Raw genomic sequence first — 24576 nt, forward strand, 5'->3', positions numbered from 1 at the left:
GAAACAGGAGATACGGGTCATAAGCTGCTCCTTCACAAAAACAATACCCATAAAATCTGGAGAGATCGTTGCAGCGAAATCCATTCCCGCTGTCTGAAAAATAATGACGGTGCCGTCGGTCAGCACCTCAGGGAGATAAAAATATGAACAGTCTGCAAAATACAATTCAGCAACAACACAAAGACCCCGTCTGCAACATGGTGGTATCAAGCGATTCCAAATTTCATTATCACCATAAAGGCAAAGAGTATTACTTTTGCTGTGAACATTGCCTGCATAAATTCAAGGAGCAGCCAGAATACTATCTCAACCCGCGTCCCCCGGTAGAGCATGAAGAGTACAGCGAGGGGAACACCTATATCTGCCCCATGCATCTTGAGATTGTACAGGATCATCCCGGCAGCTGCCCTAAATGCGGGATGGCGCTTGAATCGGTCAACATCTCCGCCGGTGAAGAAAAAAATGAAGAACTGATCTATATGAGCAGCCGATTCTGGGTATGCACCGTGCTCGCTCTGCCGATTTTCTTCCTGGCCATGACCGCTGACATGGTCCCTGCCTGGTTGCCGAACTGGCTTTCAATGCACTCTGTCCAGTGGATTGAGTTCGCGCTGGCAACACCTGTTGTACTCTGGGGCGGATGGCCTTTTTTTGTACGTGGCTGGCAATCTCTTCGAACCTGGAACCTCAACATGTTTACCCTGATTGCACTGGGTGTCTCTGTCACCTGGGTGTACAGCGTTGTGGCCCTGCTGGTTCCACACATTTTCCCACCCGTCATGCAGATGGAAGGCGGTTTGGTAGCAGTCTACTTTGAAGCAGCGGCCATGATTACAGCGCTGGTTCTCATGGGACAGGTTCTCGAACTGCGCGCCCGCTCACGAACCAATGCAGCCATCCAGGCCCTGCTTGGACTTGCTCCGAATACGGCCCGCATGGTGCGCGATGATGGAACAGAAGAAGATGTCCCGCTGGATGAGGTCGAGCCTGGCGATACGTTGCGGATTCGACCGGGCGAGAAAGTTCCGGTGGATGGAATGGTCATTGAGGGTGAAAGTAATGTAGACGAATCCATGGTTACCGGTGAGCCCATTCCTGTGGCAAAATCAGACGGTGAGAAACTCATCGGAGCAACGGTGAATGGCACAGGCAGTCTGGTAATGCGGGCGGAAAAAGTGGGCGCCGATACCCTGCTGTCACAAATCGTAAAAATGGTGGCGGATGCACAACGCACCCGGGCTCCCATACAAAAATTAGCGGATCTGGTGGCAAGCTATTTTGTTCCCGCGGTAGTTGCCGCGGCAGCCCTTGCCTTTCTTGCCTGGTGGGTGTGGGGTCCGGAGCCGCGCCTGGCACATGCAATGGTGAATGCGGTTGCTGTTCTTATTATCGCCTGCCCATGCGCACTGGGACTTGCGACACCAATTTCCATTATGACAGGTACCGGGCGCGGGGCTCTGGAAGGAGTGTTAATTAAGAATGCCGAAGCCCTTGAGATTATGGAAAAAGTTAAAATTCTGGTTGTAGATAAAACGGGAACGTTGACTGAAGGCAGGCCAAAGCTGGTTGCTGTACAGGCGGAAACCGGGTTTACCGAAGATCAAATATTGCGCATGGCCGCCAGTGTCGAACGCGCCAGCGAACATCCTCTGGCGGAGGCTGTCGTCCATGGAGCAGAAGAGAAGGGAATCACGCTGGTGAAAGCCAGCAGCTTTCAGTCAATTACAGGCAAAGGTGTTATCGGCGAAGTTGGTGAACACAGGGTGGCCGTCGGTAACATAAAATTGCTGGAAGAACTGAATATCAAAACAGGAGACCTGCCTCAGCAGGCAGACAAACAGCGCGTCCAGGGAATGACCGTCATGCTGATTGCGATTGATGACAAAGCAGCAGGTTTAATCGGCGTTGCTGACCCCATCAAAAAAGCGACAGCCGAAGCCATTCGTGACCTGCATGCAGAAGGCATCCGTATCGTCATGCTCACCGGTGACAGTGATACGACGGCAAAAGCGGTTGCCAACAAACTGGGCATAGACGAAGTGCATTCTGAAGTAACACCAGAACAAAAAGCAGAACTTATCAGACAACTGCAGGCAGACGGGTCTATCGTTGCAATGGCAGGTGATGGCATTAACGATGCTCCCGCACTGGCACAGGCCCATGTGGGTATCGCCATGGGCACCGGAACCGATGTGGCAATAGAAAGTGCCGGCATCACTTTAGTTAAAGGGGATTTACGCAAGATTGTCAGAGCCAGGCGATTGAGCCGCGCCACCATGCGTAATATCCGGCAAAATTTATTCTTTGCCTTTGTGTACAACACAGCGGGCATTCCCATTGCTGCGGGGATTTTGTATCCATTCTTTGGAATACTGCTGTCGCCCATGATTGCTGCCGCTGCCATGAGTTTCAGTTCGGTTTCTGTGATCAGCAATTCACTCAGACTCAAAGGGGTGAAATTGTAAAAAAGAAGCATAATTCGTGTTTATCCGTGTCCATTCGTGGTTACAAACAACAAAAGGAACCACGAATGGACACGAATTTTCACTAATACCAATTACATTTTTTACTGACCAGAGAACGCGACTGCGTGGAGATCTTTTTTGGTGATCACGAAGGGATAAACAGGCTGTAAAATGATCTCATGGTAGAAGCGTCCGTTGTGCTGGAGACGCCCAAATTGGGGATCTGTCCCACTGTCTTTGAATCCGCAAATACAAAATGTAAATGGTATTACTTGAATTCAGCTATTCATCATATTTTCTCTATCACTCCCGTCGTCACCAACACTTCAAGATGTCGTTCGAGTTTTTCTGGCAGGTTTCCTCCACGAACTAATACACCGAGTTCCATGTTGTTTTCCATGGCCGCTCTGGTGAGATTAGCACTCGTAATAAAAGCGAGAGAGCCATCGGCAACAGCACATTTTGCATGAACCGCGCCGTTCCACCGAGCTGAGGTTTTGGATTCAGAATTCCACGCATAGACGTTAGCTGACGGAATCGCTTTTTTAAATACGTCAATTGAGTCGATATCTATTTTTCCTCCATGGGCTTTCGAGGATTCCAGCAAAATTTCGATTTTCACGTTCCTGCCAACTGCATCCTGAAGAGCTTTCTTGACCGAATCAATGTTATAGGCGACGAAGCTGACAATGAAGAGTCGCCATCTCGCGGAATCTATCACCTCAAGAAGAACCTGCTCTGTATGTCGGGAGGCGACCAACCCCGTACAAGGACCTGTCCAAACCATGTCGACCGCTTCACGCTTTTCCATCATGGAGGCAGTTCCAGAAGCTCCACGTAAAGCAGCAGCAACTTCCAGAGGCGTAACCCGGGGATCTCTTCGCCAAACCCTTTCCAAAGCGTTCATCATTGGTTTGTTGGCAACCGGGCCAAACCCGGAAATCGCCTTGTCAAATTCGTCCACTGAAGTCAGACCGGCAATCTTGCCCGCGATTGCATTAACTCTGTCGGGATGGAGTTCAATCCCGATGTCCGCTATAACCTGCCAGATATCAGTGTTCATCACCTCTTCGCCGATCCGTAGGGTCCCCGTTCCTCAGCGACGCAATAGTAATCCCTGGTCACTTTTCTGAAAAATGCGGCATCTTTGCATTCGAACGTTTTCACCAGTAACGCTCTGTCCAGATAGCGATTGCCTCGTTCACAAGACGTTTCGGCCACGAACGTGCAGGCGTGACAGGCCGCAGCATGGAGAGAACGGTCCTCGCTTGGATTGTGTTCAGAGCAGAGAGGATCGGATGAGCACACTTGAGATCTGTTTAACGCCTGATCTATCAGACGGCCAAGGTTATCGGGTTTACCCAGATCCACCAAGCCCCCCAAAGTTCCGTCGGAATCTGCCGATGCGGTATAGATGAGAATCCCTGCCATTGGAGACTCACCGGTACCGGCATAGATCCGCTCCCGAATACTTGCCGCATTGTAACCACATTCCAGTGCCAGCTCTCTGATCAACAGGTGTGCGAATGTGTGAAGCATGGTGTATCTGATTCCGGGATAGCCGACTTCTGGATCAAGTCCACGGGCATTTCTCCAGCCACGGTGACCTTGTTCGATTTTTTGGTCTCTGCGTTTGACGGCTTCCAGCTTTTCCCAATCGGAAATAGCCTTTTCGTTGAAACGGATAAATATTCCTTCTCCATGAACCTCACTGGCAGGAATCCAGCTGGGTTTTCCTTTGCAAAGACTAGCCATCGGTGGTCGTTCGTCTTCGTCAGCCGATTCCTCTGGAGCTTCCACACGAGTGTACCCAATCAACGCATTCACTTCTCGCAAACGCTCCAACAAGAGAACCGAATCCATAATATCTTTATATGTATCGGGTCTTGCGACCTTGCTACTCAAAAAGTGTGGCCAATCCGTCGGTGGATTTGGAGATATCAGCACATCCCATTCCGGCCCTTTAAGGTCACCTTCGGAAATAACCTCAGCAGCGTTTCCATCTTTGCGATTCTGCACCGCCAGCCAGATTTCATCCGCCTGATATTTGTCGATCCCGGGGAGGCTGCTTGTCTTGGTAAGGGTTTTTACGATAATCTTTATCTCATCAACAGAATCGGCATCTGCAAAATAGTCCCATCCATCAAGAATCAATTGCGACAGCTGGTTCTTTTCGAGAGGGATAGCCAACACGGAAAGCGTGATTGGAAACCAGCTGTTGGTGGCACCCAAAAGCACCGCCCGAGGTTGCTCGTTACACTCCGAATCAAATTTATCGAGATGAGGATGGCGCCCTCTGCAAGCTGGAAGGTTGTCTCGACCACTTTTGCCAAACGCTTTCGCCAACTGTTTCGAAGCCCCACAAGCATCGCATTTTACCCAAAGGTTTTCAGTCTGTAGCGAAGCCCCTGACTCGAAGAAACGCAGAGTACCTTTGCAATCGGATTGACCGCCATGAACGAACCAATGCCACGGGAAATCGTCTAGATGACCGTTACGGCAAGCCAACAAGAAGCGCGCTGGTACGGCATCGGCATTTGCCCCTTTTATGCAGTTTGTATGGACAAAGTGGGTCAGTTCCGGTCTGTATGGATTGGCTTTGATGCTGAACAGCCCCGAATCGTATTCAGCCAGAAGACCGCATCTCACGCATCGAAGCCAGCGAGGAAACGGCCTGACCGGAACACCGACTTTCCCTTCAGCGGAAAACGGACTCGCACCATCGTCATTCAGGAACGGTGGAATCCGCAAATGGGTTACCTGCGGACCGAGTACTCGACGCACAGCAGCCAGCAATCGGGCTTCTTCCACCGAAGGACATCTATCGATATCCCATCTATCCAGTCCCATCGTGATCACCGACAAGTTGGGCAGGTCAATTAACGCACCCGGTCCGTATGTCCACAACAACTGGCTGGGTCTCACTTGTCCTACAGGATATGTACTCATGCTTTACCTCCGTCACTATCTTCCGTTCTTCTCAATCGCCAAGCCGGAGGCTCCGGCAGAGTCGCACTATCCATAATCAGTTTCACGCCTGGTTCCACTTCACGCATCGACATGGGCACGGTGAATTTATCCCAAGCTGCCACGCCTGGTTTTTTCAGCAATGCCGCCACGTCACCTTGCCGTCTCTCGGTTTCATAGCCCAAACGTCGTCCAGCTCTTCTGGCTTCCTTCCCCCAACAGTCAAAGCGCTCGGAGATCATTCCATTTACATTATCTTTGATAGTTTTCTTGTTAGTCACCTTCCAGGCTCTGCTGGTGAGACTTTCTTTTGCTTCCGCCAGTTCATCAGGAGAGGCGGCGTTGTCGAGCGCCATGGCACCAAGGTTTGGATTCAGCGAGGCGTATCCCAGCCGTATCAGGCTGATCAACGTTCCCGTCAATCCTCTGTCAAGGGCTCTCGGTGCAAAAGGAGTGACCGATTGAGCCTCTACATGTTTGTAGAAGGTAGCATGGTAATGCTCGAAAGTTTCGTAGTGAGAGAGATCACGCGGTCTGGACCACGTCAATACCGTGCAAACGAGCCCCGGGAACTGACGACCGACACGACTCGTCGCTTGAATGTATTCCGCCGTGTTTTTGGGTTGCCCATTTACCGCCATAATGCCAAGACGATTCACGTCCACCCCCACCGAAAACATGTTGGTGGCCAGAACGATGTCGATGGCCCGGGTTTCACCTTTTTCCCACTTCGTGACGTATTTGCCGTTTTCCAGAGTCGCGTTGAATTTTACTTCAAGCTGGTCCAGTTTTTTGGGGATGTCCTTGCTTGATACACGAGAGGTCAACTCATCCACGTTCCTGACCGATCTCTGTCCCAGTCCCGGGCGACTGACATCGCTCATCTGCACTCTGTAGGCACGGGTCTGGACGTCATCTTCGGCAAGGCGTCTCATGCCCCCGAGTTCCCGCAATGAATTGAAATATCCGACAACAGTCATGTATGGATCGGCAACCTGACCGAACCGTTCGAAAAGTGACTGAGCTGCCGTCAACATGGCCACGTAAACACGAATCAATACAGCCGGACGCGAACTTCCCGGAGAGCATATCCCCATGTAGCGTCTACCAGGTTTTTCCTCAATCGGCCGCTGGACGGAAAAGAAATTATCCTCCACATCCAGCCCATGAGGAGGAAAGACCATGACCTGTCTCAGAAACACATTGTTCACCTGTTCATCAGCCTTGCGTACCGTAGCCGTCGAAGCAATTACCTTTGGTCGGATCGACTTGTCACCGACCTGCCATGTCGACAGTTCATCCACGGCCGTTTCATAAAGCCCAACCATCGTTCCCAACGGCCCGCTGATGAGATGAAACTCGTCCTGAATGATCAAATCCGGTGGTCGAATCGGGGTGATTTCTTTTACCGTGACCCTGGGAAGTTTCCCTTTGGCGTTGTGATTGCCGGAGCAATCCGCGTTTGGCCACAAGAGGCCGTGTCGTTCACATTCCTGGGTGGCGCGGCCAAAAAGCGTCCGTACCTGCCCACGCCATGCCATCATGGCAAACTTGTCCACCGTCGCGATCAACATGGTCGGGGGATGTCTGTAGATTTCTTCGTCCACTACCAGAACGGGAATCCCCATATCCCTGGACTTACTTCTGCTGAAATCACATCGCCCGAACTTGTCACCACAATAGATGAAAGTCCGTCCAACATCTTTTTTCACTTCGATGTCCCGGCCTTCGGCAATTTCTGATCCGCACCACGGACAGGTGGTCAACTGGGCGGGTGAATTACTTCCATAACGTTGTCCTTCTCTAAATCGTTGAATAGCGGTATGTGATTCCTCTGTGTTTCCGGGAGTCACCCGATTTCCGACCCAAAGTCCGATGGTGAAGGGAGTCGTTCCCCATTTCGTGGGATCTTCGCGCCGCATTGACTCCAACGCGCAAATCAAGGTAGTCGCACGTTGAAATTGTTGAAGGGTTAAAAGCCGAAGGGTATATCTCATGATCACCGCAAGGCCACGGCTGCCATCCAAACCTCCCAACTCGCCCTGCAGGCGACGGATGGCCATAGTAAAAGCGGCCACACCCAAATACGCTTCAGTCTTACCACCACCGGTAGGAAACCATATAAGGTCGGCATATGCTTCTAACGGTTCTGTTCTATCCTTATGCTCAGGATTAGACATAGCAGGCAACGAAAGGAGCATGAAGGCTAACTGGAACGGCCTCCAAGACCTGTTTTTTCGAATGTTCAATGCAGCGAGCTCCGGCTCTTCACCACGTCTCCTGCTCAAGGCGTAGATGCTGCGGATACGCTGAAGCGCCATGGCACGATTAGCGAAGCGGAATGCTTCAAGTGCGTGTTCGTTGGTTCTCAAGGTCTCAATACCTTCTTCCAGCCTCTTCAGCACGTGAGAACAACGATCCATGGCAGTCGATGCCGCACTGTCGTAACCAAAAACATCCTTACCGATGCGTTCTCTTTGTTCCGAGATCCACAGCGCATAATCTTCGGTTAATATTTTCAATCCGGCGGCAAGAGCGTCTTTGTCAAACACCGCAAGGTTTTCCATGTCGAGAAACCCTTCAGCAATCATACGCTTCATTCCCGGACGGTCTTCATCAGCCAAACCGGGTGTTTCGGTCACCGGTACTTCGTATTCAGGCAATATGGATGTCCTGACTTCGACAGCGTGTTCTGAGTCATTCTCAGCCGTAGTCGCATGAACGGAAACACCATGGCCGACGGCAAACTCGACCTGTTTGCGATAAATCATTTCCAACGCTTCACGTTCGGCATCTGCACCGTCGGAATCCAAAACCGGCCGTCTCCTGAAGATCGGACGCTTCTCAGGATCTCTGACAATCAGTTCTGGCTGGAACACCCATGCCTGATCCTGATTCTTCTCCGGCATGGACTGATCATTGATAAAAAACAGAGTCACCAGTCGGTCACCATTGTCCAAGGGCAAACTTATGGAGCCTTGGACCAAGACTTCAGGACACTGGTTATCTATGGCAAGTGGTTCGATCTTTCGTTTTGTCATTGGAATGATGACTGAGCCACCCGAGGGGATGCGCTTCCAGTAACGGAAAGGTTTTCCGGTCTTTTCGTTAATTCGCTCGCTTTTCATTCTCTCGTACCGTCCCCAATTGGCAATAAGCTCCACCTCGTCGACCGTTGAGTCCACACAGAAGGTAAAACCAAAAGATGAGGGAACAAGTGACTGGTTGGTCGAGGCATCTACCTCTTTATCTTCATCATCAACACCGGAAGAAGTGATCTTGTCTCTGGAAATATGATCCGGATTAACATATGGGACTAAGTTATCCTGGCCGTCCTTATCATCAGAATCACCTTCACGCTGCCTATAAATAAGTTCAGATCTATCTTCCGTGCGAGACATAGGAGCCAGCTTACCGACCAAATAGCGGTCTCGGACGCTCATGCCGATGATCTCTTCGACCGGGCCGTCAGCCGGACCGAGGAGATCGTCCGTTATGGCAGCCTGCATTAATTCCCGCACGTATGCCTGTTCGTGAGGGGTACCACCCGAAATGACAGGGAATGCTGTCCAACTCACACCAGTAGTAGTTTTCAAGGCAGTTTCGAACAGCGCCCAATCCAGTCGGTTAATCGGTGCCTTGTTTTCCGGAACAGGAATTGTCAGTTCGTCCAATGTGGCGATCGGTGACGCCGGGAGATAGCCGTCGAAATAAAACGAGGTCTCTTCGAGCGAATACCGCCTCCTGAATACCCGGCCAACACCGATCACTGTGAATTTTCCATCACGCTCTTCGGTGACCAGCATGGCATCTTCCGTCTGGATGCCCCGCAAGTTGAAAGAGCCGAATTTGATGGTCAAAACATAACCATCAAGATGGACCTCGTCACCAAGTCTCACTATCCATGAGTTGATAGTTGTAACTTTATTCTCTTGGCTCATGATGTAACTCCAAGTTACGGGATTTGAATATGAATTAAATCTCTCTCGTTACCAGTAATCGTTTGATCGAACGAATCATTAAATAACGTGATTTGTTTTGAAAATTTTACAAACGCCATATTATAAAAATTCCGCAAAATAAAAAGAATGAAAAGAGATGGCGTTAGCGGAGCAGATACAGGAATTCGACAATTCAAATACTGTCCCAGAGTTAGATGAGATTGGGGATGTTCGACATCAACAACGACTTCAGCTCTTGAATCAAAATCAAATCTAATTGGAAAAGGGACGATATCCTTCCTGATTACATCGGCATAAATTTCATCATTTTCATATAATTCCGGGTTGTTTTGATATTCTTCCAAGTAGGGAGAAGGGAAAAATGCCAACCTGTGATTTTTGAGTTCATTCTCTTCAAATCTGTACATAAGTTGAACTATAGCACCGTCAATTAGTTTAAAGTTATAAGACTTCGCATTGGAGAGTTCGTTATATATTTCTTTGTAAGGCTTGTTTCTGAGAGCGACGCTTATATCAGCTTTACCAAAATCAATTCTTGTTTCTGACCCTTCTATTCTTTTGGATGGAAATGTTTGGTCGACGCTTAGGCTAACAAATATTAATTCTTCCGCTATTCTCTGCATTTGATTACGAACAATTTCAGGAGTAATCATGATGTTAATCCTTTTCTAATAGAAAATTTTTCAATTTTTCAACTTGACCAGCATCTAAATCGTCAATATGAACATCACCACTTTCAACACCTTCTAAGAGCTCGTGTAATGATCTATCCGCTTTTTTAAGACTCTTTTTTTCAGCTTCTGACATATCACGATTGACAATATTTAATTTTGTCCTGAGTTCAGCGTTCGGATAAACAAAAGTGAGCTTAAACTCATTTTCCTTCACTCTTTCAAACTCTTTTTTGAGTTTGTCCATATTGGGACCAATACCAAGCACTCGTACCCATGCTTTACTTCTTGTTATAGCTGTAAAAAGTTGGTTTCTAACTGTCGCCAAACGGCCAAAAGACTCATAACAGTCTTGTGCGTTAATGATATAAACCATCCCAGCTTCGTTTCCCTTCGCCCTGTAAATCCCGGTAAAGACTATTGAATCCAATTCAGGGTAAAAGAATACATCTGGGGTAGTGTCAACACCAGCAAGATGGGAATTTATTTTATGTTTGAAAAGCTCCGCTCGTATTGGCCCAACAGCATTTTTAGTTTTAAGCGGATCTGGATTTATGACTATGATATCATCGACTCTCAGTTCATCTTTTCTTAAATTACGTTTGATTTCTTCAACAACCCATTGTATCTGATCTCCTTCAGTGGCAAACGAGTGAAATTGAATAAGATCATCAATGTCAAATTGGTTGACAAGAAATGCAGGACTACTGTTTTCCGTCCTTTCAAGTGTTACTTGTATTTCATCTTCCAACCTGCCGCTTACAACAGAATATCCGACATCTTCCCAAAGATGAGAGTCATCAAACATTTGAATCAATCCCGTTCCTGTTTTGGGATCTTTATTACGAAATATTCCAAAACCAAGTGCATGCGCAGTCGTGAGAACTGGTTTGGAATTCCTGTAACACTTCTCAAGAATGATGTCTTGTGATTTTTCAGTCAGTGTTACTATAGGGTTACTATGAGAGTCATAACCAAAAATTTCTTCAGGGCTTGGGAGGGATAACGTATTCAGGCTTTGCAATTCATCATAAGCATAAACCAGTCGTTTTTTGTCTCCTAAAACACTGAAACAAAGCCGAAGAAACGAGGGTGGGAAATCCTGTGCCTCATCAATCAAAATAGCGTCGTACAATGGCAATATTTTTTTTGCTGCATCTACTGCATTGGAACACGCACCATCAAATTCACGCCCGCGACCAAATTTGCTCTTTGCCCTTCCGTAATCGAAGTACTCAAGCTCATTTTGTTTACAAAAATTGTAGTAAAGACCTTCACGTTCACCGCTTCCAGAGCCCCATGCATGAATAATTTTCAAGTTTTCCCACTCTGGTTCTTCACCGGTTTGCTCAATCGTGAATGTAGTAATCAGTCGTTTGAATTGTCCTTTCAATGAACGGGTATTAAACGTTACAGCTATCTTCCATTCCGGGTGCTGCGAATGGAGGTAGGCCGCTTTCAGAGCCAAAACGATTGTCTTACCAGAGCCCGCCAGTCCACGTATACGCTGAACAGCATCTATGGTTTCGATTACTGCCCGGCCTTGTTGGTTATCCAGATTGGCGATTGAGTCTTCAAGTTTTTGTAGCTTCGCCCCTCTGGAATCAGACTTGGCAATGTTTCTTTTCTTGATCCCTTTACGAATTGTCGAAATGGATTGAAGCACCGAAAGCAAATGATTGTATTTTTCAAATTTTTCATCTTTAATGTTTTCAATGGTCGTGATCAGATTGTCTTTCGAACAAACGGGATATTCATCATCAGCATCTTGTTGAGTAGTGACTGCAGGAGAAAACGTTAATACCGATATGGGAACGTCAAGGTTTCGGCCTTTCATCAAAGCCTTATGATTACGAAGTTTGGCTTCCAATTTGTTATAAATGTCATCTTGGGTATCCTGATAATTATCTGGCAGAATTCTTCCTTCCACAATATGGATTAGAATTACACCTTTTTCAGGTGAGATGAGGATCGCATCTATGGGATACCGCCCTTCAGGCGTTGAAAATATTGGATATCCTACATACAAAAGTCCATTCAACTCTTTGGTTTCTGAGAGGGCGTTGATAAGTTGCTCTGAACTAATCGGTTTTTGTGTTGAGCCTTTAATGATTTCAATCATATTAATATTCTCCATATTATTTCGACCCCTTTGGAGAGACGTTCATGAAATTGAACAAATCTAAATTGCCATCGTCTTTGGCCGGGGATTTTTTCTTTTTGTGGGGAGTCGAGGTCTTCTTTTTTTTGTCGTGTAGCCCTTGGGCGACCTCTTCTTCGTAGCGTTCGTGATTCAGCTTGAGCAGGCGTTGCAGAACTTCACGCCGGGCTTCTTCGGAGATAGTGAAGCGGATGCCTTGCTTCGTTTCGTAGAATCCATGGCCGAGATCCAGATCATCCCAGCCGTATGCACTTGCGACTGCCTCATCAAGTTGAACATGGAGATCTCTAAGTTTCCGGATGTCCATTGATGTTTCATCAGAATTACTCAACAGGTTCTGGATATCTGTAAGTCCAACCGAACGTTTCCGCATTATAGTCGAGCGAACCGTAGAATACACCTCACCAGCAGACTCCGTTAGTACTGACTGCGGAGGAATGACAAGCGTTTGAAAACAATCAGTTGGAGAATAATTAAGCGTAGTTGCCCCAAGTGTCGAAGTATAATGTCGAGCCCATTCCCAATGGAAACTACTTTGAAGGAAAGTAAAGAACGAGGCACTTTGAACCGGGAAAACAATTATCTTCTCATGGAAGACGTAGTCGGGAGGCAACATTGCAACTGAATTACTGGGACTCACCCTTGCGGTTACAACAACCCTATCTAACTCTGCAATTTTTCGATATAGATTTACACGAGACCTCCAGAACTGCCACCAGGCGGCCTTTGCGACGGACGAAGACCGGCCAAGCCGGTCTTCTTTGACCCGCTGCTTAATTATCGCTAAGCAATCGGGATAGTTGGAGGCAACTGGACCTTCGTATCCAAGTGGCGCATCCTTTCGATTAAGTGGCCAATCCCGAAAATTGATTACCCACCTGCGCGCAGTCTGCTCAGGCGACGAATTCAGATCGTCACCATCCAAGTACGGAAAAATGACGTCTTTGTTCTTCTTGTTTTGGGTAATCAAGACGTTTGCTTCTTCAGGAGATAGTATAAAACCCATCCCAAGTACTATTGAGCCCTGGAACGACAAATCACTGCTCGCAATCAATGTAAATGGCTCACCTGACACGACGTCTTTATCTGACAAAAAAGAGGTAATGCCCGTAACTGGCAATCCGTCTAACAGAGTTTCTCCCTGCCAAGGCCCTTTCCGCAACCAGACATGCGAAATTTCCAAACTGGCTGAACCAGGCCAACGTTCGCTTCGTTTGGCCCTGTAAATGCGGAGTCCACCTGCGATAATACGAGCCAATCCAACGTCTCTGGTATCTCCCTGACAAATCGTGTTCGTTGCGAGTAGCCCTGCACTGCCGCTTGTTTTCAGAAAATCGCAAACCCTAAGGAAAAAGTAGGCACACAGATCAGCGTTCCCACTGCTACCTGGATATAGAGTTTTGGTCAACCAAACAAGGTAGCTGCCGCTAAGCACACCTCGAATTCGACGCCCACCGAGAAATGGTGGATTTCCAACAATCCCATCAAATCCACCCCGTTCGAACACCTCCGGGAATTCCAGTGCCCAATGAAAGGGCTTCCGTGATGGCTTGCCTGCCGGAATGTCTATAGAAAGTGATTTTCTCGCCTCAGCAATGATCTTCCGGCCGGTCTCATTATCACCTTCGATATAGGCGGCTGCCCAAGTAGAAAGGTTGTCCATGGCACTATCCAGCACTCGCTTGTTACCACCGGAGGCCAAAGCTTCACCGATCATGGCATCGGCAATGTGTTCGATATGTTCCAGTTTCTGCCGAGCCTGCTGGTCCAATCGCTCCATGTATTGAACGTCCCGGATATCCCGAATTGGGGTTTCCCGGAGCTGTTTGCGAAGTGCAAGTGCATCCTTGACCGCCGCTTCAATACTGGAAGCGAACATGGATATGGTCTGTTTTTTTTCCGGATGCAGCGAAAATTTGGTCAACTGCTCCAACTTGTGCAGTCCGAGCAGGCTGTCGCCGAAATGCAGGTTGTGGCCGAGAAAGCCAAAGGGTCTTCCCTTGGCCAGCGTGATCAGCCAGATGGAAAGCTTGGCCAGCTCCACGGCCAGCGGATTGAGGTCAACACCATACAGACATTTTTCCGCCACCAGGCGACGGGCAATCAATAACCGCTCATCCAGTGAATCGGGCATAGGCTCGGCACTTCCAGCCGATTCCAGAGTAACACCATCCACCGTAATAAATTTTCCTTGGCCTGCTTCCTTGCCCCACGCTTCGACCAACCGTTCGGAGAGCCAGCGGCAGACCTGAACGAGAAAGGCCCCGGAGCCCATGGCGGGATCGCAGATCTTCAGACTCAACAATTCGGATGACGACTTCAGCTTCCATTCATCACGAGGTTTTCCTTCTGCCGGACCGACGTAGACCACCGGTTCGAGAGTGGTCTCGACGATACTTTCTGTCAGGGATTTCGGCGTGTAATGCGTGCCGGTTTCCCTTCTATCTGCACCAAGAGTGACGGCAAAAGAGTTAGCCCGGTAAACGATAAAGTCGCCCCATGCATCGGACCTCAAGAGATGGGCAAACGGTTTCAGTCGCTTGGCCAGTTCCATGTCACCACCACAGACCGTGACGATCTTGCCGAAGGTAGCATCATCGACCTCTTTCGCCAGCGCTTTTGAAATGGCGCTCCTGCTTCTCAGTGTTGTGGTTTCGATGATGGATATCAGCGCTTCGTCACCATCCAGTTGGGCCGATTCGAGTTCGGCCAGCGCGATATTGGGATTCTTCGCCTTCTGGGAGCCGAAGAGTCCCAGGGTATCCTTTGGCAATCTTCGGACGGTATGTTCCAAGAGACCTTCATAGACATGGCCAATCTGTTCCACGTCCAATGCCTTGTAGGAGAGCAGTAGCGCTCCGCCTCGTTGCTCCAGGACCTGCAACGCTTCGAGAAGCAGCAACACGGTTCGATTATCAATGGGGATAGGCTGAGCTGGTGTGTCAAGCCAGTGTGTTCCTTTGCTCCTGCCTTCGAGAAATGGGAACCGGTCTGGGTCAAATAGCGAGCCTCCCAGTGCGGGCATCCGCAATGATTCGTGTTCAATTCCGCCATAAACGGCCCTGAACACGGCAAGCAGTCGTGTCCAGGCATCGTGCCTTCTTTCCAGCACTTCATAGCCGTGCTGGTCAGCCTCTTCGGCCAGCTGCCCACGTATCGTACTGATCGCGTAATACTGATCGTAAATCGAATCACCAAGCAGCAAAAGACCTCGTTCTTCTGCGCACAATACGAAAACCAGCCGCATCATTACGGTCAACCCTGCTTCGTACAGTTCCGCTGGCGGAACGTCATGAAGGAGCTCCCGATTTCTGTCCTGATCAGCCTTGTCCAGACATTGCACGAGCACTTCGACAGCACGCTTGACCTGTTCACCGAGGGTGTCCGTGACTTCTTCGTGATGCTGAAGGGAATCTTCGAGCATGGCAGGAAGGGTTTCCTCTTTGGGACCAAACCATCGGCGAACACTCAACAGCGACTGAAACGCTTTCAGCGTCACGGGCTCCTGAAACCAGAGGCGGGCATACCACGAAATATGGGAAGAGGTGTTACCAACAGGGGCATTCACGATCATCCAACGCTCACCGTTGGTAATGAGACCCAGCCGAACGCCGTTGTTCCGGCAGAGCAATGTCATACGCTCGAAAAGAGGAACGGGCCAGCCGTCTCCGACCTTCACTTTTTCCAGATCCGTCCCTTCCGGAAGGATAGACACGAACAGCATTGGATCGCCGCCACTCTCTGGCCGTAAAACGAAGTCAGGTGAAAACTGTCCATCTCCGTCAATAGACTTGTAGATGAAATCATTCTTCGCTGGCTGCAAAACCGCATCTTCGTATTCCAGCAGCTCCCTGAGCACCAGTTCATTCCAGGCCCGATGTAGTTCGGGTAGCTGCGGATCGCCTTCTTCCACAGCGTCACACCACTCGTCATAAGCAGACCAAAGTCGTTTCTTTCTATAATTTTCCAGTGACTCCAGTCCCTGAGGGAATATCTTTTCCAGCACGGATAACGCCAGAAAAGGACCGGACACTTCGATCATTGAGAGCCACTCGTTATGTTGTGACATGTATTTCATTCTCAGCAGCCTCCCTTTTGTGACTCAGGCACAAGAAAGACCACGGCTACCGGAAAGGTTCGGTCAGTTAATCCTGCGTAACGTTTCTCTATTGCCGCTTTTTCCAGCTCTCGCTCTTCAGGGATTCGTGCGAGTCGTATCCGAAGCGCTTCGATATCCTTTCGAATCTGGTTGCGTTCTTCCGGTTCGAATCCGGGAAGAACCATCTGCTTCGGGAGGGCATCATCCTTCAATTCATTGTGGATCGTCCTTTCGAGTTCACCGAGGACATTCATCAAATCGTCAATCTCACCATCTTTCCTGCGACCCAAGGTGTTTTCAAGGAAACGAAGCCTGTCTTTCGAACGGGCTTCCAGAGTGGCACGAATGGAACTTTCCTGTTTTTCGAAGCGCTCGGTCAGGATGTCCAAAAAACCGCTTTTCGGGTCAAACGCCACAGCCTTGTTCAATAAATCCTGCAGTCGGCCTTGTTGGGGAATTCTCGTAAACCCGGTGTGTTTGAGTTCACCACCCGAGATCGTTATCTCTTCGTGCAGGCGGTGATGGTCACCTCCGGTGATGACCAGACGGGACCAGACAAGCACGGCAGGCGTTTCCAGTTCCTTGTCGGGAACGGCCTTGACACTCACCCGGTGAAGTTTTTTCACGTCATCCAGTTTCCAGAGTTCTTCCCGCAAGAGCCGAAGGCACATCTGGACCAGTCGATGGTTCAGGTGGGCCAGGACAACATCGTCGCGGCCTTTGGCAACTTCGTGATCGAAGGTTATCGGTCTCCTTTCACCCGTGTGTGGATGCTCCAGCCCCGCTGTGGCACGTCCCCACGAACCGGGCAGAACTGGAACCTCCCAAACGCTGCCATCAGATGTTCCGGGCAGAGTGGCCGGTTTTAGAGGTGGCTTTTCTGCAAGCTCCAATGCAATGGAAACGGCTCTATAAACATGCTCGGAAGAAAGATGGAAGTCGGTTTTCGCCTCCATGAGCCTTTCATGCAGCTTGCCTATCTTTTCTTGAAGGCGCCGTTCGGCGGCAACGTATTTTCTTGCCTTTGCGGCCTTGGCTTCGGCATCGGTCGTATCAAGAACTGTTCTTTTGCCCAGCATGGCTTCTTCTATTTGCTGGGCGATGACCGGGCCGACACTTCCAAGGTCCTCCCGGATGGTATCAATCTTGAGCACCGCTCTCATCAAATATTCGTGGTCACCTTCTATCTGACCGACCTTTTTCGAATAGATCGACGTGTTCGACTCGAAACCTTTTCCCACAGGATGCCAGATGAAGACCTCGGATTCCTTCTGGCCGTGTCGGTCAATTCGACCGTTCCTCTGTTCCATGACGTTCGGATTCCATGGAATTTCGATATGAATCATGTAATTACAGTAATTCTGCAGGTCGATACCTTCGGAGGCCGCATCAGTTGCCAGGAGAATGCGAACGGGTGATATGTCTGGATGTGCCTGAAAGGCGGCCTTGATTTTTTCACGATCTTTCTGATCGACACCCCCATGCATCAGCATCAGGTGTTCTCCACCGAATCCATGAGAGGTCAGGATTTGTTCCATCCAGACATGAGTCGCACGGAATTCTGTAAAGAGAATTACTCGTTTTCCGTTCCATTGCCCATCCGTCTTCAAGTAAGTCTCAAGCCAGTCGACGATGGCGATGGCTTTGGCATCCATCCTGTTTTTCGTTTTTTCAGCCCATGCCGTCAGTTTGTCGAGCATCTGCCGTTGTTCCTGATCAAGGGGAACAGACAGCTCACCGGCGGCTTCCACCGCTTCGTATTGAGCCGCTTCATAAAGCTGATCATTGGCAAAATCCTCTTCCGCCTTAAGGATAGCTTTCTTGAGGATCTTGTCATCCATAACACCGGTCTTTTGTTTCGATCTGGGCCGTTCCAGACTCTCCCGGTGTTTGGCCAGCGTTCCGGCGAAAGCCAGAGGAGACGAGAAAAGGCGTTTCTTCAGTAACTTGTGAACGAAATCAGATCCATACCTGAAAGAACTGCCTTTAACACTCATTGCTCGAGAAGCCGTGAATTGTCTTAGAAGGTCATGGATTTCATGTTCTTCTTTCGAATATTCGATTTCCAAAGGCATCAAACGCCTTTTCGGGTACAACGGATTTCCATCCGCATCAACGAGGTCTGTCTTGAGCCGTCTCACCATCACACGTTGCAACTGTTTTTCGTCCGGCATGACGGATCGTGCAAAGCGCTGGTCATCCAGTAATTCCAAAAGAGAGGTGAACGATTCCTGATAGCCATTGTGCGGAGTGGCACTCAAAAACAACTTATGTTCGAAATGCGGCGCGATAGTCCTGATCAAACGGGTCCTCTGGCTTTCGAGGGCATATTTCGAGGCGGTCGAAGGTGCGACATTGTGTGCTTCATCAATAATCAGGATGTCGAACTTTCGTGGATAGGTAATAGTTGGAGGCAAGCAGTTCTTGACCAATCGAAGCCCTTCACCACTCTTCATCCAGTCCATGGAAGTGATGAGCCTTGGGAATGAAGTCCAGGGGTTGGCGTGTATGCCGCGTTCACGGCGCAACTGTTTGATGTAATCGGTATCTACAATTCGAAATTCCAACCCGAACTTTTCCCACATCTCGACCTGCCATTTGACCTGTAGAGATGCCGGGCACACAATGAAAACCGTTCTCGCTCGGTGTCGAACAAGGAGTTCCTGTACAACGAGACCAGCTTCGATGGTTTTACCCAGACCAACATCATCCGCTATCAACAGATTGACACGCGCCATGTCGATAGCTCGCACCAATGGGTCGAGCTGGTAATCTTCTATGGTTATTCCACTCCGGAACGGGGCCTGCAGGAAAGACCTGTCGGCATTCGTCACTGCACCCCAGCGAACGGCATCCAAAAAAGCATCCGATTTGTCTTCGGAGTCGATTCCGGTAATACGAGGCATCCCTGCCTTTTCGAGAATCTGGGCTCCGGGTTCTATCTGCCAGGCGACCTGCAACTCTTCGCCTGGTGAATCTTCATCCAGTGAAGACAGCGTGACGATATGTTGTTTACCTCTGGCTTCAAATGACTGCCCCTGGACATCACTGACGACCCACTGACGCCTTCTCACTTCGACAAGTTGACCAGGCTCCGGGACGACGGAAGAGACTCCTTGAAATTCTTTTTCTTTCTCAAATTTTTTCAACATGGTGCTCTCCGTCTATACTTCATCACAGACGGAAAGGTTGTACTCCGTCACATGTTTCAAAATGCTTTTTCCAATGAGTTCCCCAAGCTGCACAGGAACTGCATTCCCGATAAGCCGACCGAGCACCTTTTTGCTGATAGGCTCGCCGGGAGCCGTAAATTTGTATTTCTTGGGGAAACTCTGGAGTATCGCACCTTCACGCAGAGAGATTGCCCTATTTTGTTCGGGGTGGCCAAATCGGCCGTTTCCGAAACCGAAAAACTGAGTAGTTATGGTCGGAGCCGGTTCATTCCAACGCATACGTCCATAAACACTCCGGTAGGTCTTTCCGCTTTTCTTCTTGTGACAATCGGCAACCAGTTCCTCGGGCCAATCCCGCCACGTTCCACCAGGCGTGGAAACAAGTATGCGCTGATAGTTGGTTTTGGAAAGGCTGGAACTTTGATGCAATGGATCTTTAGAGTCAATCGCTCCCGCTTCAATCGAAGGCAACTTGCCGATAGCCTCCTTGACGGTTTTGGTCTTTTTCTTGAATTCCTTCGGGCTTAGCAATTTGATTGAACCCAATTGCGAAGCGAGCAATACCAAACGGTTCCGTTGCTGCGGTAACCCATACTCAGCACAATTAACGACCTGATAATCAACGTGATAGCCCCGAGCTTTCAAGTCGGCAACGAATTCCTTGAAAACATCCTGATCCATCAACCCGGGTACGTTTTCCATGGTCACCAGTTCAGGCTCTGTCTCTCGAATCAAACGTGAAAATTGAAGGAGCAGCCACCAGCGTTTGTCAGACGAGTCAGCCTTTTGATTATATGAAGAAAAGGTCTGACAAGGTGCACAACCTGCCAGAAGTTTCAGTCGGGAGCCGTTGTATGCACCAAGTAGTTCGGAGGCTTCTACATCATCGACGGATTTCAGGAGAAAGCTGGCGTTGTTGTTTGCTGAATATGGGTATTTACAGGCCGGATCAATATCAATACCAAGATTGACGGCTATACCTGATTTTTCGAGCCCATGAGTCAATCCTCCGGCACCGCAAAACAAATCCACTGCACATATTGAGTGCAATGAAACAGTCTCTTTTTTATTTACGCCCTTACTACCCATTATTTCTTTTCCTCACTATCATTAGAAAAGGATGTTTCAGCGGCACCGCTTTCCACCCATTTATCCACTTGATCTTTTTTAAATTTCCAAAGACGGCCGATTTTATGGCCAGGCATACCTTTTTCACTTATCCATTTATAGACCGTATCTCGCTTGATTCCGAGATAGTCTCCAATTTCATCTACGGATAGCCATCTGTCTTCCATTTTCGCCTCCATCATTCTTTTGAGGGCCGCCTAAAGGCTCACCAGGTAGTTGACCGGAAAGCATCCCAGATAGGCGCAATCCGGCTGCATTAGGTTAAACAGGGTTAAAGATATATAGATGAAATGAAAAAACCAAGCTTTATTCCCGGATTTAGCCGAATTTAGAAGAACTTAGAAGATTTTATTGCCGCCTCAGTATCCACTGAGGTAAACATAACCCCGAAAAAGATGATCAAAGCCATAATATGTCCAGCAAGCGTGCAGGAAATTTAAGCTTCCAATCGCTAACAGAGCCATCTGGTACATGCTGCAGCCATTTAGATTGAATGTCTCCAGCCGATTGATGGGCGACAGATCGAAACCCGGATTGGCGAAGGTCATCAGTTCCCCGTGGTTCAAATCCCAGCCTTGCAATTGAGGACTGTTTTTTCGCATCATATATTCCCACCATAAATCCTGAAGATTTCAAAAAAAGGACAAAGAATTTTGCCCAAAAATAAACCTGTCAATGTAATTGAAAAGCAACTGCTCAAGTTCAGCACGTTTGATGGTGCCAATTACCGTGCTGCCTGAAAAAAGATCTCTGTCTACCTCGGCATAGCGCGGCAGGCCAAGTCTCGAAAACAAATAATCGGCGCTAAAGATGGTATTGTTGATACTTCCAATGATGATGCAGCAAGAGGCAGGAGACTGTTACGGCTGTCGGTTTCGCGGCCCCGGGTGAGCCAACGGGTAATGTTTCATGAGGATTATAGCCTGTCGGCTGGTGGGGTTTTGAAAAGAGGTCAAAACAACCGAACCCCCTTGAATACAGAGAACAATTTTAGATCCTGTTTATCCATTCGTGATCACCCAACAAAATGTCCACGCAGCCGCATTCTCTGGTCAATAAAAAATGTAAATGGTATGAGCGTCCACCTGCTCAATGGTCCGGGTGCAAAGAACAAAAAAAGGCACCCACAGAAAATATTCTGTAAGTGCCTGATATTACTGGAGCGGAAAACGAGATTCGAACTCGCGACCTTCAGCTTGGGAAGCTGACACTCTACCACTGAGTTATTCCCGCAAAGATCTACTGTGAGCACTTTTAATTACTCAATTTCCCCTCTTCTGTCCAGTCCTTTTCTGAACTCTGTACAAGGTCTTTCCTCTCCGTCGCTGCTCCCGGGAAGATGAGCGTGAAAGTCGTCCCCTCGCCTTTCACGCTTTCCACCCCGACCCGGCCGTTATGGGCCTGTACGATATGTTTGACAATGGCAAGGCCGAGACCCGTACCGCCGAATTTTCGACTGCGTGCCTTGTCCGGCCTGTAGAATCGCTCGAAGATCCGGTCAAGATGCTCCCTGCCGATACCAATACCGTTATCCGTCACCTGCAGGAGAATCTCCTCACCCTCTGTACCACAGCACTTCTTCACATCCACTGCCACAAAACCCTCCCGTGCACTGGTGATACCATTGAGAATCAGGTTGACCAGCGCCTGCACGAGAAGAGTGCGGTTCATAATCATCTCAATACCGTTCGGACAGGTATATTTCAGCTCAACCCCGTTCTCTTCAGCCTTCAACTGACAGGTCTGCAGTGCCTCTTCAACGACCGGCCGCAATTCACCGGGTTGTCTGACAATTGTCCCTTCGCTGGAGCTGTCTTCAATACGCGACAGCGCCAGCAGATCATCAAAGATTGCCGTCAGCCGCTGTGCCTGGCGAAGCACAACTCTGAGGAAATGTTCGGCATTTTCCCGGTCATCCAGCGCACCGTCGAGCAGGGTTTCGACATACCCCTGGATGGAGGTCACCGGCGTGCGCAGTTCATGGGAAACATTGGCAACAAAGTCTCGCCGGATCTCCTCCAGCCGTCGCAGCCGGGTAACATCGTTGAGCACGACAAGCACCCCGACATGATGGTGCTGCCCGTCACTGAGGCTCACCACACTGGCCTGCAGGCAGCGCACACCACTGTCGTCATGCAGACTGACCTCCTCTTCCTGTGCCTCCCGGCTCACCAGTGTCTTCGAGATCATCTGCTGCAGACCGACATGGCGCACCACCTGCTGCATCAAGCGACCGTCGGCGGTGCTGTACTCCACGCCGAAGAGATCCCCGGCAGCCTCGTTCAGGCTGATAATCCGTTCCTCATTGTCTATGGCAACCACCGCCTCAACCATGCTGGAAAACATTGTGGAGAGCTGGTTGTGATGGGTGACGATGTCCTGAATCTTTTCATCAAGCAGTGCACCCATGCGGGCCATGGCACTGGAGAGTGTAACCACCTCCTCCGCCGCACCGCGTCCCGGGAGCAGTTGCAGCTGTTCGTGGAAATTACCATCGGCAAAGGCCTCGGCACAGCGGGTCATCTTCTCAAGCGGTCTGCTGATATTACGGGAAATAAACCAGGTGACAAGTGCGGCCAGGAACATCACTGCAAGGGAGACGAGGATGACCGGGAGAATAACCGCTGAAATGCCCTTGTTGAGTGAGGAAAGGGGCCTGGACAGGCGCAGCACACAGCAGAGTTTTCCCTCCCCCGCCGCAGGGACCGGCAGAGTAACATAGAGTCTCTCCTCACCGAGGGTTTTGCTGTAGCGAATCGCCCGTCCCACCCTGCCCTCAAGGGCGGCGACGACCTCGGCGCGGGTATTGTGCAGTTCCATAACATCCGGATTTTCCTCAGAATCCGCCAGAACCACGCCATTCGGGGCAATGACACTGATACGGCTGCCCGTCTCCCGACCAACAGTGCGTACCCAGCGGCGCAGGGACTGGATCTTCCCGCTGACCACAAAATCACGCACCTGAGAACGCGCCATAACCGCCTGCGCCTCAAGGTCGTCTTCAGTGCTGTGCAGATGAAAATCATGCAGCGCGACCGCGCCGCACCAGAGAACCAGACCGACAGCCACAAAAATAGTCAGGACATTGGCAGGGAAAATATGCCAGAGAAGCCGTCTCGGGGTCATGCGCCGTCACACTCCTCTCTCCGGGCAGAACTGTAGCGATAGCCGATACCCCGGACGGTTTCAATGAGGCAGCCGCTGTCACCCATTTTTTTGCGCAGGCCGAATATCTGCACATCAATAGCCCTCGGGGTAATAAGAAAATCATAGCCGCGTACAGAATCGATGATCTGCTGACGGGAAAAAACCCAGCCCGGTCTGCCGGCGAGCAGTACGAGAATGGAAAACTCGGTGATGGTAAGCTGCAGCGGTGCACCGGCCAGGATGACCTCATGGCGGCGCTTGTCGATCTGCAGTTTATCCACTGTAATAACCTCCTTCGAGTTCTCCCCGGCACTCTCCGCAGAAGCCTGCACCGAGCGTTTCACCACTGCCTTGACCCGGGCAATAAGAATTTTTGGACTGAAGGGTTTTGTGATATAATCGTCAGCACCGCAGTTGAAACCTTTGATCATATCCTCCTCCTCGCCCATGGCGGTGAGCATGATCACGGAGATGGGTTTCAAACTGACGGCTTCAGATTTGCGCATGGTCCTGCACACGTCCATACCGCTCATTCCGGGAAGCATGAGGTCAAGCAGTACGCAGTCAATCTCTTCGCTGCGCAATCGCTCCAGCGCCTCCTCCCCGCTGTCGGCACAGGTGACGTGAAAGCCTGCTCTGATGAGGTTGTAACTCACCAGCTGCTGTATATCCGCGTCATCCTCAACGACAAGTATGTTTGCCTTGGCCATAGCTTATTTTCCTCTTTTGCGTACCCTTTTGATACATGGTTGCATCAGGCGTTCAATCTCTTCAGAATAGATGTCACCCGACATGCAGAATTA

13 protein-coding genes and 1 tRNA gene are annotated in these 24576 nt (G+C 49.5%); 1 reads left to right on the forward strand and 13 read right to left on the reverse strand.

The window, feature by feature from the left end; translation table 11 throughout:
- Positions 1–143: 143 nt before the first annotated feature.
- Positions 144–2465 carry a heavy metal translocating P-type ATPase gene (locus tag JWG39_RS02890; protein WP_205217862.1) on the forward strand — a complete coding sequence of 774 codons (2322 nt, stop codon included), beginning with the start codon at positions 144–146 and terminating at the stop codon, positions 2463–2465.
- Between the two features lie 289 nt (positions 2466–2754).
- Here the strand turns inward: JWG39_RS02890 and drmC are convergent, their stop codons facing one another.
- From drmC to JWG39_RS02955, 13 genes are all read right to left on the reverse strand, one after another.
- Positions 2755–3528: a DISARM system phospholipase D-like protein DrmC gene (drmC, locus tag JWG39_RS02895; protein WP_205217863.1), complete on the reverse strand. Its 774-nt coding sequence runs from the start codon at positions 3526–3528 to the stop codon at positions 2755–2757.
- Positions 3528–5414, reverse strand: a complete 1887-nt coding sequence (gene drmB, locus JWG39_RS02900) for a DUF1998 domain-containing protein (RefSeq protein WP_205217864.1) — start codon at positions 5412–5414, stop codon at positions 3528–3530. The genes drmC and drmB overlap by 1 nt, the downstream gene beginning before the upstream one ends.
- Positions 5411–9373, reverse strand: coding sequence for a DISARM system helicase DrmA (drmA, locus tag JWG39_RS02905; RefSeq protein WP_205217865.1), 3963 nt, complete (start codon positions 9371–9373; stop codon positions 5411–5413). The genes drmB and drmA overlap by 4 nt, the downstream gene beginning before the upstream one ends.
- Before the next feature lie 14 nt (positions 9374–9387).
- Positions 9388–10047 (reverse strand): DUF2290 domain-containing protein, encoded by a 660-nt coding sequence (locus JWG39_RS02910; RefSeq protein WP_205217866.1) that lies wholly within the window; start codon positions 10045–10047, stop codon positions 9388–9390.
- 4 nt (positions 10048–10051) lie between these two features.
- Positions 10052–12187, reverse strand: coding sequence for a DEAD/DEAH box helicase (locus tag JWG39_RS02915; protein ID WP_205217867.1), 2136 nt, complete (start codon positions 12185–12187; stop codon positions 10052–10054).
- A gap of 16 nt (positions 12188–12203) precedes the next feature.
- Positions 12204–16304, reverse strand: coding sequence for an Eco57I restriction-modification methylase domain-containing protein (locus JWG39_RS02920; protein ID WP_205217868.1), 4101 nt, complete (start codon positions 16302–16304; stop codon positions 12204–12206).
- Positions 16305–16306: 2 nt separating this feature from the next.
- On the reverse strand, positions 16307–19477 hold the full coding sequence (gene drmD, locus JWG39_RS02925; protein ID WP_205217869.1) for a DISARM system SNF2-like helicase DrmD: 3171 nt from the start codon (positions 19475–19477) through the stop codon (positions 16307–16309).
- Between the two features lie 12 nt (positions 19478–19489).
- Entirely contained in the window at positions 19490–20587 is a 1098-nt protein-coding gene (locus tag JWG39_RS02930; RefSeq protein WP_205217870.1) for a DNA cytosine methyltransferase, read from the reverse strand.
- Positions 20587–20793 (reverse strand): methylation-associated defense system helix-turn-helix domain-containing protein MAD1, encoded by a 207-nt coding sequence (mads1, locus tag JWG39_RS02935; RefSeq protein WP_205217871.1) that lies wholly within the window; start codon positions 20791–20793, stop codon positions 20587–20589. Before mads1 ends, JWG39_RS02930 begins: the two co-directional genes overlap by 1 nt.
- A 192-nt stretch (positions 20794–20985) precedes the next feature.
- On the reverse strand, positions 20986–21231 hold the full coding sequence (locus JWG39_RS02940) for a hypothetical protein (RefSeq protein WP_205217872.1): 246 nt from the start codon (positions 21229–21231) through the stop codon (positions 20986–20988).
- A 553-nt stretch (positions 21232–21784) separates the two neighbouring features.
- Positions 21785–21859, reverse strand: a tRNA-Gly gene (locus JWG39_RS02945).
- 21 nt (positions 21860–21880) lie between these two features.
- Positions 21881–23752 (reverse strand): sensor histidine kinase, encoded by a 1872-nt coding sequence (locus JWG39_RS02950; RefSeq protein ID WP_205217873.1) that lies wholly within the window; start codon positions 23750–23752, stop codon positions 21881–21883.
- A complete protein-coding gene (locus JWG39_RS02955; RefSeq protein ID WP_205217874.1) occupies positions 23749–24483 on the reverse strand; it encodes a response regulator transcription factor in 735 nt (244 codons plus the stop codon). Before JWG39_RS02955 ends, JWG39_RS02950 begins: the two co-directional genes overlap by 4 nt.
- Positions 24484–24576: the final 93 nt, after the last annotated feature.

This window comes from Desulforhopalus vacuolatus, assembly GCF_016918505.1.
Lineage (GTDB): Bacteria > Desulfobacterota > Desulfobulbia > Desulfobulbales > Desulfocapsaceae > Desulforhopalus > Desulforhopalus vacuolatus.

Excerpts from the sequence above, each read along its gene's own strand:
- JWG39_RS02890 (WP_205217862.1), top strand. The coding sequence starts at position 144 with ATGAACAGTCTGCAAAATACAATTCAGCAACAACACAAAGACCCCGTC.
- drmC (WP_205217863.1), bottom strand. The coding sequence starts at position 3,528 with ATGAACACTGATATCTGGCAGGTTATAGCGGACATCGGGATTGAACTC.
- drmB (WP_205217864.1), bottom strand. The coding sequence starts at position 5,414 with ATGAGTACATATCCTGTAGGACAAGTGAGACCCAGCCAGTTGTTGTGG.
- drmA (WP_205217865.1), bottom strand. The coding sequence starts at position 9,373 with ATGAGCCAAGAGAATAAAGTTACAACTATCAACTCATGGATAGTGAGA.
- JWG39_RS02910 (WP_205217866.1), bottom strand. The coding sequence starts at position 10,047 with ATGATTACTCCTGAAATTGTTCGTAATCAAATGCAGAGAATAGCGGAA.
- JWG39_RS02915 (WP_205217867.1), bottom strand. The coding sequence starts at position 12,187 with ATGATTGAAATCATTAAAGGCTCAACACAAAAACCGATTAGTTCAGAG.
- JWG39_RS02920 (WP_205217868.1), bottom strand. The coding sequence starts at position 16,304 with ATGAAATACATGTCACAACATAACGAGTGGCTCTCAATGATCGAAGTG.
- drmD (WP_205217869.1), bottom strand. The coding sequence starts at position 19,477 with ATGTTGAAAAAATTTGAGAAAGAAAAAGAATTTCAAGGAGTCTCTTCC.
- JWG39_RS02930 (WP_205217870.1), bottom strand. The coding sequence starts at position 20,587 with ATGGGTAGTAAGGGCGTAAATAAAAAAGAGACTGTTTCATTGCACTCA.
- mads1 (WP_205217871.1), bottom strand. The coding sequence starts at position 20,793 with ATGGAAGACAGATGGCTATCCGTAGATGAAATTGGAGACTATCTCGGA.
- JWG39_RS02940 (WP_205217872.1), bottom strand. The coding sequence starts at position 21,231 with ATGATGCGAAAAAACAGTCCTCAATTGCAAGGCTGGGATTTGAACCAC.
- JWG39_RS02950 (WP_205217873.1), bottom strand. The coding sequence starts at position 23,752 with ATGACCCCGAGACGGCTTCTCTGGCATATTTTCCCTGCCAATGTCCTG.
- JWG39_RS02955 (WP_205217874.1), bottom strand. The coding sequence starts at position 24,483 with ATGGCCAAGGCAAACATACTTGTCGTTGAGGATGACGCGGATATACAG.